At 57.9% G+C, this 14,857-nt stretch carries 9 protein-coding genes; 4 read left to right on the top strand and 5 right to left on the bottom strand.

The window, feature by feature from the left end:
• Nucleotides 1-15: 15 nt before the first annotated feature.
• Together CJU81_RS13910 and sohB are read right to left on the bottom strand one after the other, a co-directional pair.
• Nucleotides 16-5,112, bottom strand: coding sequence for an NEL-type E3 ubiquitin ligase domain-containing protein (locus CJU81_RS13910; RefSeq protein ID WP_095037108.1), 5,097 nt, complete (start codon nt 5,110-5,112; stop codon nt 16-18).
• A 186-nt stretch (nt 5,113-5,298) separates the two neighbouring features.
• Nucleotides 5,299-6,318, bottom strand: a complete 1,020-nt coding sequence (gene sohB, locus CJU81_RS13915) for a protease SohB (protein WP_095037109.1) — start codon at nt 6,316-6,318, stop codon at nt 5,299-5,301.
• Between the two features lie 207 nt (nt 6,319-6,525).
• On the opposite strand from sohB, the gene CJU81_RS13920 reads away from it, so the two are divergent.
• The 4 genes from CJU81_RS13920 to CJU81_RS13935 all read left to right on the top strand — a co-directional run bounded on the left by CJU81_RS13920 (nt 6,526) and on the right by CJU81_RS13935 (nt 9,622).
• Nucleotides 6,526-7,236 (top strand): histidine phosphatase family protein, encoded by a 711-nt coding sequence (locus CJU81_RS13920; RefSeq protein ID WP_095037110.1) that lies wholly within the window; start codon nt 6,526-6,528, stop codon nt 7,234-7,236.
• Between the two features lie 57 nt (nt 7,237-7,293).
• Entirely contained in the window at nt 7,294-7,608 is a 315-nt protein-coding gene (locus CJU81_RS13925; RefSeq protein ID WP_095000408.1) for an SCP2 sterol-binding domain-containing protein, read from the top strand.
• 200 nt (nt 7,609-7,808) lie between these two features.
• The gene (locus tag CJU81_RS13930) at nt 7,809-8,876 is read left to right on the top strand and encodes a phosphotransferase family protein (RefSeq protein ID WP_095037111.1); all 1,068 of its coding nucleotides are present in this window, start codon (nt 7,809-7,811) and stop codon (nt 8,874-8,876) included.
• A gap of 23 nt (nt 8,877-8,899) precedes the next feature.
• Nucleotides 8,900-9,622 (top strand): SDR family oxidoreductase, encoded by a 723-nt coding sequence (locus CJU81_RS13935; protein ID WP_095037112.1) that lies wholly within the window; start codon nt 8,900-8,902, stop codon nt 9,620-9,622.
• 144 nt (nt 9,623-9,766) lie between these two features.
• On the opposite strand, the gene CJU81_RS13940 is transcribed toward CJU81_RS13935, so the two are convergent.
• From CJU81_RS13940 to CJU81_RS13950, 3 genes are all read right to left on the bottom strand, one after another.
• The gene (locus tag CJU81_RS13940) at nt 9,767-12,727 is read right to left on the bottom strand and encodes an RHS repeat-associated core domain-containing protein (protein ID WP_095037113.1); all 2,961 of its coding nucleotides are present in this window, start codon (nt 12,725-12,727) and stop codon (nt 9,767-9,769) included.
• Between the two features lie 120 nt (nt 12,728-12,847).
• Complete coding sequence (locus CJU81_RS13945) at nt 12,848-13,954, bottom strand: NAD(P)H-dependent flavin oxidoreductase (RefSeq protein WP_095037114.1); 1,107 nt, start codon at nt 13,952-13,954, stop codon at nt 12,848-12,850.
• Complete coding sequence (locus tag CJU81_RS13950; RefSeq protein ID WP_095037115.1) at nt 13,951-14,856, bottom strand: enoyl-CoA hydratase; 906 nt, start codon at nt 14,854-14,856, stop codon at nt 13,951-13,953. The genes CJU81_RS13945 and CJU81_RS13950 overlap by 4 nt, the downstream gene beginning before the upstream one ends.
• Nucleotide 14,857 lies beyond the last annotated feature (1 nt).

Raw genomic sequence — 14,857 nt, forward strand, 5'->3', positions numbered from 1 at the left:
TCGTTCCACCCAGGCTCAAGGTTGTGCTTGCTGGAATGGATGTTTTTCTATTTCTTCTTTGGTCAGCTGGCTGATCAGATCTTGCCTGGCCTGAAGGCGACTTTCTCCCACTTCCCGTGTTTTCGATACATAATCCTGGCTCGATAGTTTCTCCCGCGCCAGATACAGCACCTGCATGCGCTCATGCAACGGTGAATCCACCGCCTTGAAATGCTCCGGGTATTTCTTCTCCAGAAACCCCTCCCAGAACCCCTGCTGCTCAATATAGGCAGTCCTTGCCGCCTGCGTATCCCAGCTCATGACATGCTGTTTGGCGGTCTCAAGTTGCTCGGAAGTGACATTGGCCATTCGTTCGAAAATCATGCTCTTGGGCCTCGCCGGCAAACCAAGCTCATCAGCCAGCCGGACCTGGTAAAACATCTGCACTTCCAGAGGCTCGACCCGGTCAATACGTGCCTGCAAATCAGCAGGGCTGAGCCTCTGTGCCAGCCGTAACGCTTGCGGTGTGCCCAAACGATACGCCACACCCTGCTGCTGCTCAGGTGCCATGTTCACCAGGGGTTCGGGTGCAAAGTCCGGGCGCACATCATCTATCAGAGCCTGCAATTGCTGCACGAAACCTGACTGCTCGGCATGCACCGCAGCAATTCGTGCATCAATAATTCCCTGCACATGTTTGTCCAGCAACTCAATGCGAAACAGACCATGACCCAGGCGAAGCAACTCCACTTCAGGATGAGCCGAACTCTTGGCAATAAAAATCCGGTGGCGCAGTTCCAGATCCGCAAAAATCATCGGAATGCCATCGGCGCAAGTATTCGGATTCGCCGACACCTCAAACAACTGCTCGCGCAACTCCCTGTAGTCATGCATGGCATTGAGTACCTGCCAGACACGCTGCCTTAAGCTCTCACGCCCGTGCAAGAACTGGGCGGAAGCGCCGAGGTCTTCCAGCACGCGAAAGAAATCATCAGACCGCAGACTGCCGCGCAGATCGCTCCACAAGCTGGTCTCTTCAAAGGTTGGCCGGGGCGCCCAATTAAAAAGCCCGCGTGCCTGCACAACATGCTGACGTCTTGGCTCAATGCCGAAATTGATACCGTGCTCACGCCGGTAGTTGCCCAGGCGGCGCAAAGAGTCGGCACTCAAGGGGTTGTCATGCAAATGGGTAACGCGGTTGATCGCTGTTCTGTCGGGGGCAAAGACTTCCACAGGGATACGGCTGATCGCGTTGTTACGCAGATCAAGGGTCTGTAAATGGCTAAGTGCCTCCACCCCCTCAGGCCATGTCAACAGACCGGTGTAGCGCAAACTCAGGTGTTCAAGGTCCGCCATGCGACGCACCGAGATACGGCGTCCCAGGGTATTGCCGGTCAGATTCAGGGACTTGAGCCTGGTCAAAGCCGACAGCACCGAAGCAGTCCGACCATTCAACACAATTTGATTGCCCTGCAGGTTCAGGTCCAGCAGTTCATGCATGCTGGCAATCTCGGCAGGTAACTCGCTCAGTTGATTGTTTGTCAGGGACAAGGCGCGCAAGTTGGAAAACTTTTCCAGAAACGTGCCGGGAAATTTTCCGTTGGGAGAATTGCTTAAGCGCAATGCACTGACATGTGGAAAATCGGTCGATAACTGCGGCAGGCAATCCACCGGCCAACTTTTGAGATCAAGCACATAACCGCTGTGCTCGGCGAAATGTACCGTATCTGTCTGTCGGCGCCATGCATGGAGCAAGGCCTGACTGATGGCGCGCTTGTCCCGCAGCGAAACCTGCACCCGTGGGCCATTGCGTGGCTGGCTCCAGATCGGCGACTCTACCCACTGGTCGAGGTCATTGCGCAAAGCAGAAAGATCGGCTTTGAGTTTGACCAGAGCCCGGGTTGTCATCGCTGGCGAGAGGTCCAGACGGTAGAGGAACTGGTTGGCCTGCTCATCGCTCATCAATGGATAAATCTGCGCGACCAGGTCCCTGTGCACCGTTGGCCGCGCCTCATTGCCGGCAAGGACTGCACGGCCGCTCAGCGTATAACCCACCCGGCCAGCAGCCAGACGCATGGGTGACCTGAACCAGGGTTTGATTCGGTGCATGCCCAGCGCACTGGCGCCTTGCGCTCTGTTGTTTGCCGCAAAATCTGCAACCTTTTGGCTTAAAACCACGGCCGGATCGGTAACGGGCAGCCCCAGTGACATGCGCGCAGATGGCGACAGCGCGTTGGCCACGCACTTGATAAGGTCAGGGCTGCTGTAAAGGTTCTCGGCCGTGGCGCTATAAAACTGGTACTCGCCAGCAGTTTTAAAAAACTCCTGACTGTACCTCGCGTTAGGGTTACCGACAGTGCTCAGCACTTGACCTGTGGTTCTGTCGCGCAGCACCAGACGCTGATTTGCCGGCCAGTCTGGTAGCAAGACCAGCGCATGCCATGCAAGCGTATTGCTATCAGCATTGCTCAAGGTCTCGAAGTAAAGCCCTTCAAGCGCCCGGTTCAAGCGCAACACCTGCGCATAGCTGCGCGCCTCTTCCAGGATATGCAGCGGCAGGCGTCCCGTGCTGTCCAGCGTCGCCTCCTCGACCGGAGTCAAATGCTCCAGCAACTCGGCCATTACCCCTGCCGGCAAACTCGGGAACTGTTTTTGCAAGTAGCTCATCTGTACCGTGAGCACTTCACCTTGCTGGTAGAGGCGCGAAAACAATTGTGATCTCGTGTCCCTGGCAAAACTACCCAGCTTGCGGGACAGAACCTGTACCTGCTGCTCAAGGCCATCGACCGGCTGCCCCAACAACCCCTCGATTTGTTCGGCTGACAAACACTCAAGCGTAGTTTTAAGCAAATCGCCATTCTTGATCTGGGCTTCGACAATTTGCAGGCGCGGATGCACAGCCTCCAGTGATGGCCCGTACTCCGACACCGTCGCACCGTGCATGTCCACTATTCGCAACACCCGGTCCGCCGGCCAGCCATCGAGACGGGTCAACAAATCCAGTTGCAGCCGGGCATTTTCCGAAGACACATTCACGCCTTGCTGCATTTGCCCGATGAAGTGCTCGATGCTTTCACTCAACTGCACACGTCGCATGCTGTCGGCCAGCGCGGGCGATGGTGGCAGATTGTCCATGTGCAGCCTGCGCAGTACTTCCTCACCGGTATGGGATGCCGCCAGAATATGCTCGGCCGCTGTTTGCGAGATACGCTCGGCCGCAGGCCCCAGACGACGGAACAACTGCATGGGCGACATGCGCCGGGGGTCCTCGATTTCAAGCCTCCAGCCACCGCTCCCGTTGTGCCTGACTTGCGGGGTATAGGCCTGCGATTCAACGGGGTGCTGGATATGCCCCCTCTGCGACCCACTTTCAATCCGTACCTGAAACACCTTGTCTTGCAGCTTGATAAATTGCTTGTCGCTTATGCTGTAGAGCCCTTGCCCATCGGGCTCAAGGCCGTCAAGGGACACAGTCGGGTTTTCGTAGAGCCTGAGGTCAGGCCGCCACAGACGTTTTTGGCCTTTGACTGATTTGACTGCGACCAATCCATCCACGACCGGCGAAGGCCGCACGGCCCTGGCGACGCCACTACTGCCGGCAGCCAGGGCGATGTTCTGGGCGATATCAAACAAATGCTCCAACGCGGCTGCCCGGTCTCCCCGTTGCCAGGCCTGGATGCCGTCATACACCTCTAGCCCAAGCTGGACGACACTGCTCGCCAGCAAAATCTCGCCCAATACAGGTACAAATCCCAAGGCAACCATCAACAAACTGGACCCGATATTCAGAAAGGATACCTGGCGCGCCAAGCGGCTTTTTGAGTCTTCATCTTCAGTGGGAACGATCAGTAACCGGGCATCATCTTTTATCTGCGCCAGTTGCAGGCTCCAGGCCAGCACAAATGGATCTTCAGTCTTGGGCAAGTGGAGTGTCTCGCTCATCAGTGCCGGTTCATTGATGATCGGCGGACGACGCAGCAACAGCGAATCCCAGGTCATGTTTTTTACATCCGTGCGGCGCATGAACTCGGCACGATAACGAAGGGGAACCAATTTAAAGAAAAAGTTGGCAAACTCACTGTTTTTTAACCACTCTCGCAGCGTGGCTTTTAACAAGTCGAATGATTCAAATTGGTGAAATGTGCCGTTCGGACTGTTCGGCAGATACAACACACAAGGCTGGGGCTGGTCCGGAAACAGGTAATGTGGCCATAAAACAATAATTCCGGGAATTTCAAAACCCATGATTTGCAACGTGCCATGCCCTGCATGCACATAAGATGACTCTGCCTGCGGCGGACTTAAAAAACCCGATGCAAAGTTATAGGTTTGCGCAGTTATGTCTTCTTTCATATACGCCATATGCAAGGCACAGGCAAATTCCTGGCGTATGTTCTGAGCAAAATAAAAGTGCAACTTGTAAGCCTTGGAATTGGCATCATCGGCTTGTAAGTTGTCATCCGCCGGATGAAAAATACGTGTCAAATGCCATTGATACTGCATGCCCAGATTCAAGTCACGACAGATCCGCGCAAAGTCTTCGGGCTTGAGTGCCGCCTGCTCGATCTGCTGCGTACCGCTGACGGCATAGATGAGCGAGCCCTGGTCAAAGCCTCCCTCGGCGGTCTCGAAAGCTTCATAGTTTTGCAAGGCCGCCTGCAACAGGCTGTGATGGCTGATGCTGGATACCAGGTTCAGTTCCAGCGATTCAGGAGTAAGAACGTCGGGCAAGGCCAACTGGATCAGCGAATCAACCAGCCTGAGGTGCTGGCGGGCAACAAAAATCACCATGTTGCTCAAAAGCCGCACCTGCTTGATACCGAACTGCCTGGTGTCGACATCTACCCAGCCACGGGCTGCCAGAGCTTGCTTGAGCAACGGCTCGGCGAACAACTCAATGGGTTGTATCCGCTCCAGTACCCTCGAGACTTCTCGCTGAGCCTCCTGACCCAGTTTGAAACTGGCGGAGAGGGCTTCACGCAACATCGGCGATGCATTGGTAAACCAGGGGGCAAGCAATTGCGGGATATAGGATTGGTGCTGGTTTTCAACCGGCATGTTTGCCAGTCGACGCGCATGTTCAACAACGATGCGCTCAGGATCTGACAAGGGATGTTCAATAACGTCTGGCATGGCATGGGCTCGATCGACAATTCGAGCCTTCAGCTTATAGATGATGCTAAACGTTAGTCGGTTGATTACTTGATAATAAACCGGGTTACTTTATTTAATAATACGCATTAAACAATAATTAATTACCGCACTAAAAACAGACTTGGGCACAGTGGCTACTTTCAAGTACCCGCCGTGCCCGTCAACTTACCAGAAGCGTGATTGTGTCAAACGGTTCCATAACGAATCAACCACATGCTCGGCCGAACTGCTGGCCGCCAGGCCCACGCGCTCCTGCAGACTTTTGCGCTGGGCATAGTGCAAGTGATACAGCTGGGCATTCGCTGCCCGTTCGGACAAATACTCATCGCTGGTTTTCAATTCGTCGACCAGCAGCTTCTCAACGGCGGCAACACCCAACCACACTTCGCCAGTAGCCACTTCATCTATCGCCAGTTGCGGGCGGTACTTGGATACAAAGTTCTTGAACAACTGGTGGGTGATATCCAGGTCTTGTTGAAACTTCTCACGACCTTTTTCGGTATTTTCGCCAAATACGGTGAGGGTGCGCTTGTATTCACCCGCCGTCAGCACTTCGTAGTCAATATCGTGCTTCTTGAGCAGGCGATTGACGTTGGGCAACTGCGCCACCACACCGATGGAGCCCAGGATCGCGAAAGGAGCGCTGATGATCTTCTGGCCGATGCAGGCCATCATGTAGCCGCCGCTGGCCGCAACTTTATCGATGCAGATGGTCAACGGGATGCCCGCCTGACGGATACGCGCCAATTGCGACGACGCCAGGCCATAGCTGTGCACCATGCCGCCACCGCTTTCCAGGCGCACGACCACTTCATCAGTCGGCTTTGCCAGGGTCAGCAACGCAGTGATTTCGTGACGCAGGCTTTCAGTGGCAGAAGCTTTGATGTCACCGATAAAGTCCAAAACAAAGACCCGAGGTTTGTCATCAGGCTGTTTTTTCTGTTTTTTGTCCGCTTTGCCGGTCTGTTTGTGCAGTGCCTTAAGCTGGCTCTTGGACAGCAACGATTGCTCCAGACGCTCACGCAGCCCCTTGTAGAAATCATTCAGTTTGACCACCTGCAACTGCCCGGTAGCGCGACGGCCCTTGCCACGCAGTGCTGCAAGGGTCACCAGCACCACCACAATGGCAACCACCAGGGTCACGGTTTTAGCCAGAAAACTGGCGTACTCGGCAAGAAATTCCACAGCCTCTCCTTGAAAACGTCTGCAGCCCTCGGGTCAGGGCTGCGCAATGACAACCAGCATACCGGCGCCAACCGGGGCCTGCCAGCCGTGAAACACCTTGATCAGGGGCATTGGCAGCAATTCAAACAAGCGTATGTTTTTTCATTGACAGCCACTTGCCATCCTCCTAACCTCGCCTGACTTTCAGTGCTCAGGAATGACGCGCACGTGGGCAGCATCTATTTGATCAGACATGGCCAGGCCTCCTTCGGTGCAGACAACTACGACAAGTTGTCGCCACTGGGCGTGCACCAGGCGCAAATTGCCGGTCAGCATCTGGCCGACCTTGGCCTGCGCCTTGACCGCTGCCTGTCCGGTGACCTTTCGCGCCAGCAAGACACCGCGCACCATGCCCTTGCACAACTGCGTGCCGCCGGCCTGCCTGCTCCAACCATAGAAACAGACGCTTCATTCAACGAATTCGATGCGTTCGCCGTGCTTGAGGCCCTGCTTCCCGGCCTGCTCCCGGACGAGCCCGAAGCACTGCAGGCGATGAACAATGCCGCCCACAATCCGGCCGAGTTCCAGCGCATCTTTGAGCTGATCATCGACCGCTGGCTCAGCGGCACCTGGGACACCCCCGGCCTGGAAACCTGGCTGGGCTTTGTCGAACGGGTCCAGGCCGGACTCAATCGTCTTCTTGACCTTGCCAAAGGCCAGCAGAACATTGCCGTGTTCACCTCTGCCGGCACCATTACGGCGCTGATCCACATACTGACCCAAATTCCGGCCACCGATGCCTTCAAGCTCGGCTGGCAAATCGTCAATACCTCGCTCAGCCAGCTCAAATTCTATGGCCGCGAGGTCACCCTGGCTTCCTTCAACAGTCATGTGCATTTGCAACTGTTGAAGACGCCGTCACTCATCACCTATCGTTGAGCGTCGGCAACCGCGGCCTTCGGGCCGCCGTACTCCACCCTATATAAGGATCGAACCATGACTTCTGTAGCTGATGCCGTTCAAGCAATGAAAGCCAAATTCAACCCAGCCGCTGCTGCAGGCCTGGACCTGGTATTTGGTTTCCGCATTGATGAAGACAAGCACTTCTCGCTGATCGTCAAAGACAGCACCTGTGAACTCAAGGAAGGCGAAAACCCGGACGCCCAGGTGACTCTGGTGATGGACGGCGAAACCCTGGAAGGCATCGTCAGCGGCGAGACCGACGGCATGCAGGCATTTATGGGCGGCAAGTTGCGCGCTGAAGGCGACATGATGCTGGCCATGAAGCTGAGCGAACTGTTCCCGGCTTAAGCCACAGGCAACAAAAAAACCGAAGCCCACGACGCTTCGGTTTTTTTTGCTCTGTGCTTCACTCAAACAGTCTTATCAAGGAGGCTGATTCCCCATTAACACCCCTGCCTATTTAGGCCGTGCCTGCCTTGTCGCACCCCGGGTTGCCCATTAGATTAGCGAATGTTGTCAGGCCACAAATATAAGCAGAAGAGATAAACATGGCGCTTACCGACTCATCCACCCGCATCCGCCCTGGCGAAGAACTCGACGCCAGCCGCATTGACTCCTACCTCAAGGCACATATCCCCGGCCTTGTGGGCGCACCTGCGATCAGCCAGTTCCCCGGCGGCGCCTCGAACCTGACCTACCTGATTGAATACCCGGGCAAAGAGTTGGTGCTGCGTCGGCCGCCCTTTGGTCACAAAGCCAGATCAGCCCACGACATGGGTCGCGAATTTCGCATCCTCAATCAGCTCAAGCACGTCTTCCCCTACTGCCCCGAGGCCTATGCCCACTGCACCGACGAAAGCCTGATCGGCTCCGGGTTCTATGTCATGGAACGGGTCAAGGGCATCATCCTGCGCTCGGATCTGCCGCAAGAACTGGCATTGGGCCCCGACGCCACCCGAAGCTTGTGCAAAAGCTTTATCGACAAACTGGTGGAGTTGCATCGCGTTGATTACAACGCCTGCGGCCTGGGTGACCTGGGTAAACCACAAGGCTATGTGCAGCGCCAGATCAGTGGCTGGAGCGAGCGCTATGAAAAGGCCCTGACCCCGGATGCACCCCGCTGGCAAGCCGTAAAAGACTGGCTGCAGGCCAAGATGCCGGCCGACCACCCGACCCCGGCCATCGTTCACAACGACTACCGCTTTGATAACGTGATACTTGACCCTGGCGACCCGATGCAGATTATCGGTGTACTGGACTGGGAACTGACCACCCTGGGTGATCCGCTGATGGATCTGGGCAACACCCTCGCCTACTGGATCGAAGCCGATGACCCGGCACCTGTACAGTTGATGCGGCGCCAGCCGAGCAACGCCCCAGGCATGTTGACCCGCCGCGAATTCGTCGATTACTACGCCGAACGTTCCGGGATCCAGATAGACAACTACGACTTCTACTACACCTATGGTCTGTTTCGTCTGGCGGGTATCGTTCAACAGATCTACTACCGCTACTACCACGGCCAGACCGCGGACAAACGCTTTGCGCAGTTTGTGCAGATGAACGCCCTGCTTGAGCAGATGAGCCTCAACATCATTCGCCGCTCCTGCCTCTAAGCCCGAGATCACAAGGAATCAGCATGTCCAGGACCCAACTGTTCGACCTTGATGGCAAAATTGCCTTTGTGTCCGGTGCCAGCCGCGGCATCGGTGAAGCCATCGCCAAATTGCTGGCCCAGCAAGGGGCCCACGTGATTGTTTCGAGCCGCAAGCTCGAAGGCTGCCAGCCAGTGGCCGATGCGATCATCGCCGAGGGTGGCAAGGCCACGGCGATCGCCTGCCATATCGGCGAAATGGAGCAGATCATCCAGACCTTTGCACGCATCCGCACCGACTTTGGCCGCCTCGACATTCTGGTCAACAACGCGGCGACCAACCCGCAGTTCTGCAACGTGCTGGACACCGACCTCAGTGCCTTTCAGAAAACCGTGGACGTGAACATTCGCGGTTACTTTTTTATGTCTGTAGAGGCCGGCAAGCTGATGCGCGAACACGGCGGCGGCAGCATCATTAACGTAGCCTCGATCAATGGTGTCTCGCCCGGCGTGTTCCAGGGCGTGTACTCCATAACCAAGGCCGCAGTGATCAACATGACCAAAGTGTTTGCCAAGGAATGCGCAGGCTTTGGCATCCGCTGCAATGCCCTGCTGCCGGGCCTGACCGACACCAAATTTGCCTCGGCGCTGGTCAGCAACGACGCCATTCTGAAAACTGCCTTGCAACAGATCCCACTCAAGCGCGTAGCGGCCCCCGCCGAAATGGCCGGGGCCGTGCTGTACCTTGCCAGTGATGCGTCCAGCTAGACCACCGGCGTTTCGCTGAATGTGGATGGTGGCTTTTTGTCCTGAGCCGGGCATCCTGCAAAATTTGAAACAACACCCATTTCTGTGGGAGCGAGCTTGCTCGCTCCCACAGGGGATTTGTGACATTCGCAACACGTTACCCCATCAAGTCTTAGTCGTTCTCCAGCGTGAAAACAGGCTGCTGTAACCACTCCTGGCTGTTTGCAGCAACAGCCCGCGCACCTCCGTGAGAGCCGACACCACGCCTTTGGCAGCCCCCACCCAAGCCCTGGCGCGAGCACTTTGCAGCTCAATGGACGACCCCGTAGCAAACGCGGCAATTGCCTCAATCCCGACGCCAGCCCAGTAAGCCCACGTCTGATTGAACATCCTGCTCAGCCCTCCATGAAGCGTGTTTTTAACTTGCGGTATCTGCAGCGTACCAACGTGACGATCGAACTGCGCAGTTTGATGGCCCGAACGAATCCACGTTCCGGCAGCGGCATCGTAAGCCTCGATGGCGGGCGCCAGATTTGGCGCCAGCAGGCCCGGAACAAACTGGCCATAAACCGCAGCAGGTACCGTAGCCAGGCCATAGGCACCTGCTGCCATCAATGTGCGCGGGACTCTGGACATCACCGGTGTCTGGCCCCAGGACACACTGTCGCCAAAACCGCTCATGGCCTGCTGCAGGATTTCACGGCTGAAGGCGCGTACATGCCCTGCCAGCCGCATGCGGGCCACCGGGTCCCAAACTTCATCCGAACCGCCCCCCTCGCTGACACCTCGCATTTCAAATCCCCGGTGTGCAACGTTTGCGGCAAAAAAGCCGATAAAAGGGCTCCAGCGGCTGACATGGGCGAACAGTCCGCTGCTCATATGCATCACGGTCAAGGCATCAAGGAACGCCACCATCCCTCTAAGGGCATGGTTAAGCCCGCGAGCAGGCTGGCGACCTTCAAACAGGGCAAGATCGACCCCAACCCCGATGGCATTGCTGATCCAGGTAGCCAGGCCATCACGAATTGCCGCAGCACTGGAGGCCTGCAAACGCGATCGAACCAGCCTCGACACCCCTGTGGCGACCGTTTTGAACACGGTGAACATGCCAGTGTCCGCAACCAGCTCGGTACTCTGCAAACCCTGCCCGTCAACCCGGCTGACGGGGTTGCCGCGCGCCATGGCGTACAGGTTCAGACCGTCGATATCATCCCCCGGATCGGCGCTGATCCAGCGGGCAAGCCAAGGTGCGTAATAACGGTAGCCGTAGTAGTAGAGACCGCTGGCATCACGCTCCTTGCCCGAGTAGCGAACAAACTTGTAACTGCCCTCAATGGCATTTTTGGCCGCCCACCAGGCCGTGGCGCCATAGGGGTAATAGCTTTCCTGGCTGAGCAGCCGCGCAGCGCCATCCAGCTCCAGGGTACTACTGCCCAAAGCATCGCACAGGCTCAAGCGCAGCTGTTCATTGTCGATGCTGTCAGGGCGGCCCTGCTCCCACTGCATGATGCGCGCACTGCTGAGCCCCCCGGTCACCGTCAGCACATTCAGCCTCTCGCCCGTGGCACTGTTGCGACGGATTTCGAGTCCGGGCAAGTAATACACCTCCTCTAGCCGGGTCAGGCGATGCCCGCTCGCTTGTTTGACTTTAAGCGCCCGGCCCCCACCGGCATCGTAGGCATAGACTTCATCATCGTTGACACCCTCTGCACGCGTGACCTGCGTCACCCGCTGCAATTGATTGCGCAGAGTCCAGCTCAGCACTTGCCCGGGCTCGAGCATCTTCTGGTTGCCATTGGCATCGAAGCCGCTGCCCTGCCCGGTGTTTGCGTCTAGCACGTGATTGCTGCGATTCGACACACTGATCTGCCGGGTATACCCCGAACCGTGACTGGGCAGGTGTTGCAGGCGAACAAGGTTACCGCCTGCATCGTAGGTAAAGGTCTGACGGTAATTTCTCAAGCGCTGTGCACTGGCACTGGCAAACCCGGCAGCAGCGGGCAATTGCGGCCCGCGACCATTGCCAGAGTTTTCCCGCCCGCTGGCTTCGATCAACTGGTAGAGCGAGTCGTAGGCATAGATGCTTATCGCTTCGAGCCGGGCGTTGTCGGACCACTGCACCGGCTGTGCGGTATCGCGCAAACTCAGCACATTGCCGACCCGGTCGTAGGCATAAGTCTGGTCCTGCAGGGGCTGCTCCGGTTTGCCGCTGCGCCAGGTCGTTCGTTGCAACAGACGATCATCCAGCGGGCTGTAGGTCAGAACACTCACCACTCCGTTGCCCGCACGCTCGACTTGCAGCTGGCCACTTGCGCTGTAGGATCTTTGCTGCACCACACTGTACTCACGACCGCTGCCAAGCTTTACCTGCACCGAGGCCAACAAGCCATCCACGTCATGGCGCATGCGCTGTTGATTGCCCCGGGCATCAAACAGCTCAATCAACTGCCCCGTAGCATCATGGCGCCATTGCGTGCGCCAGTTTTCGGCCTCAAGGTGCGGCTCACGCTGTTCAGGCTGCGCGGGCCAGTCAGGGGAGTGGGCGGCGTCCTGCACGAAGCGTCGGGACTGGTTCGTCACCTGCCCCAGCAGATCATAGCCCTCGAACCACAGCGTCCCTGCCGGGTCGTCATGGCGGATCAGGCAGCCGCAGCGGTTGTGCCGTGCGTGCTGCGGGCTGTTGTCGGCATAAGTCAGGCGCTCAACGCAACGGGCTCGCTGTGCATCGGCACTGTGCTCGTGTACGGCACTCAGGCGCCCGTGGCGGTCGTAGTCACAGGTGTGCCGGGTGCCGCGGGCATCCCAGCAAAAGCGCAGTTGTGCCGCGGCCCCGCACAGGCTTATTCGCACACCACGGTCGACGTTGTCGCTATGCAACAAGCGTCCTGACAATGAGTGACGATTGCGTTGGTTGGGCACAACGGGCTCGGCTTGTGGACGTAGTGCCGCCAGGCGCGGGTCCCACTGCTCGGTCAAAAACCCGCTGGGGCCAAACACCTGGCGGCTGATTCGCGCTTCAGGTTCCTGCGCCGCAGTGCGCCGATGATAGGCCACCGCACAGATGGCAAGCCCGCGTGGGTCATAAGCGGTTAGCGAGGGGGTATGGCGATGCAAGGCTTGGGACATAAATCGGCTTCCTGAACTGCACAATGATTAAAAAGTGTAGTGATCAGGTCCCTCGCTTCACTGACCAGACCGGACACGTTTTGTATCTGGATAAGTTCAGTTACAACATAACCAGCCGTTTCAGATGCCTGCCGGTTCCTCCTCCTTACAGCGCGCGGCCTGATGACGTGCATTCACCGCTATCAGGCAGCGCTCGGCCTCCTGCACCATCTCGTCGATCAGACTCTGGCAGCTTTTCAGTTCACCTATCGCGGCGGCCACCTGCCCGCTCGACAAAATCCCCTCATCCGGCACGCCATCCACCATCGAGCGCTGCAACAGCACCGGCTGATTCGCCGCCATCACCGTCTGCGAAAGCGCACCCGGGTCTTCTTTCACCGACTTGGCAAATACACCGAGCATATGCCCAAGGCTCATGCCGGTCTGTTGCTTCCAGTGCCAGGCGCTGCCCAGGGCAATGCGCAGGCGGCCAAAGGCGCCGGCTTTTTCCAGGCGATTGATAAAAGCGTTTTCGATCATGCGGTGGCGCATGCCATCCACTGCGGTGGTCACGCGAATCTGCTGCGGGTCGGTGACTTTCACATAACGTTCCAGGGTCGCCAGTGGGGTCGGTGATTCCTGGGTCATCAAAAACCGCGTGCCCATGGCAACCCCGGCCGCCCCGGTGGCCAGCGCCCCGGCCAGCCCGCGCCCGGTGGAGTAACCCCCGGCAGCAATCACCGGCACCCGCACTGCCTCCAGCACCTGCGGGAGCAAAATGGTGCTCGGCACGCCACCGGTGTGTCCGCCGCCCTCGCCGCCCTGCACGGTAATCATGTCGGCGCCCAGTTCCACGGCCTTGAGCGCGTGTTTAAGCGCGCCCACGGTGGGAATGCACAACACCCCGGCTTGCTTGAAACGCTCAATGGTCTGACGGTCCGGGCCGCGACCATAACTGACGGCTCGCAGGCGGTACTTGATGGCCAGGTCCACGCACTGCGCAGCGTTTTCCTGGAACATGTGAAAATTGAGGCCGAAATTGCTGCCACCCGTGGCCTCGATCACCCGCTGGATTTGTGCCTCCAGCTGATCCGCCGCAATGGTCGCCCCGGCCAGAAATCCGAAAGCCCCGGCGCGGGTGCTGGCGATCACCAGATTGGCATCCGCCACCCAGCCCATCGCGGTTTGCACAATGGGGTAGCGACAGCCCAGGGCATCGGTCAACGCCGTTTGCAGATAGTCACTCATCGACGCTCTCCCGCAGCCGTCTTGTTGGCTTCAATCATGGCCTTGGCGTCATAGCCGCCCAGCTTGTCGCCGGAGAGCAATTCGTTATGGCTATGGGCGAAGTGATGCCAGGCAAACACCGCGTCCATCGCCGTGCGCTTGCCCTGCAAGTCCTCGACGTGATTGATCGCCTGCTTGGTCAGGGCCAGGCCCATGCGCGGCTGTTTGGCGATGGCCGCCGCCAGCGCATAGGTGCCAGCCTCCAGTGCGTCGCGGGCAAACAGCCGATTGACCATACCCATCTGGTAGGCGCGCTCGGCGCTCATGCGATCGCCGGTAAACAGAAATTCCTTGGCAATGCGCGGGTTCAATTCATAGGGATGGGCAAAATACTCCACCCCCGGAATGCCCATGCGCACCACCGGATCCTGAAAAAACGCATCGTCACTGGCCACGATCAAGTCACACACCCAGGCCAGCATCAACCCGCCGGCAATGCACGCGCCCTGCACCATGGCAATGGTCGGCTTGGGCAGTTCGCGCCAGCGCCGGCACATGCCCAGGTACACCTCCTGCTCGCGGGCATAGAGGTACTCGCCGCCCGGCTTGTTGGTGTGATCCCACCACAGGCTGGCACGATCGAACTGCTTGTTGATATCACGCCCCGGCGTGCCGATATCGTGCCCCGCCGAAAAATGCTTGCCATTGCCGCGCAGCACAATGACCTTCACTGCGTCGTCATTGACGGCACGGCGAAAGGCATCGTCCAGGGCGTAGGTCATCTGCGAGTTCTGCGCGTTATTGACGGTCGGCCGGTTCATCGTCAGCGTGGCAATCCCGTCCGCCACCCCGTAGAGCACCGGCTCCTCGGTCTCATACACAGCGGTATCAGCCCGCTGCACAAATTCGCTGTCGCTGCTCATG

The sequence above is a fragment of the Pseudomonas fragi genome (genome assembly GCF_002269505.1).
Lineage (GTDB): Bacteria > Pseudomonadota > Gammaproteobacteria > Pseudomonadales > Pseudomonadaceae > Aquipseudomonas > Aquipseudomonas fragi_D.

Coding starts and splice junctions, on each gene's coding strand:
- CJU81_RS13940 (WP_095037113.1), bottom strand. CDS start 12,727: ATGTCCCAAGCCTTGCATCGCCATACCCCCTCGCTAACCGCTTATGAC.
- CJU81_RS13925 (WP_095000408.1), top strand. CDS start 7,294: ATGACTTCTGTAGCTGATGCCGTTCAAGCAATGAAAGCCAAATTCAAC.
- CJU81_RS13950 (WP_095037115.1), bottom strand. CDS start 14,856: ATGAGCAGCGACAGCGAATTTGTGCAGCGGGCTGATACCGCTGTGTAT.
- CJU81_RS13930 (WP_095037111.1), top strand. CDS start 7,809: ATGGCGCTTACCGACTCATCCACCCGCATCCGCCCTGGCGAAGAACTC.
- CJU81_RS13945 (WP_095037114.1), bottom strand. CDS start 13,954: ATGAGTGACTATCTGCAAACGGCGTTGACCGATGCCCTGGGCTGTCGC.
- CJU81_RS13935 (WP_095037112.1), top strand. CDS start 8,900: ATGTCCAGGACCCAACTGTTCGACCTTGATGGCAAAATTGCCTTTGTG.
- CJU81_RS13910 (WP_095037108.1), bottom strand. CDS start 5,112: ATGCCAGACGTTATTGAACATCCCTTGTCAGATCCTGAGCGCATCGTT.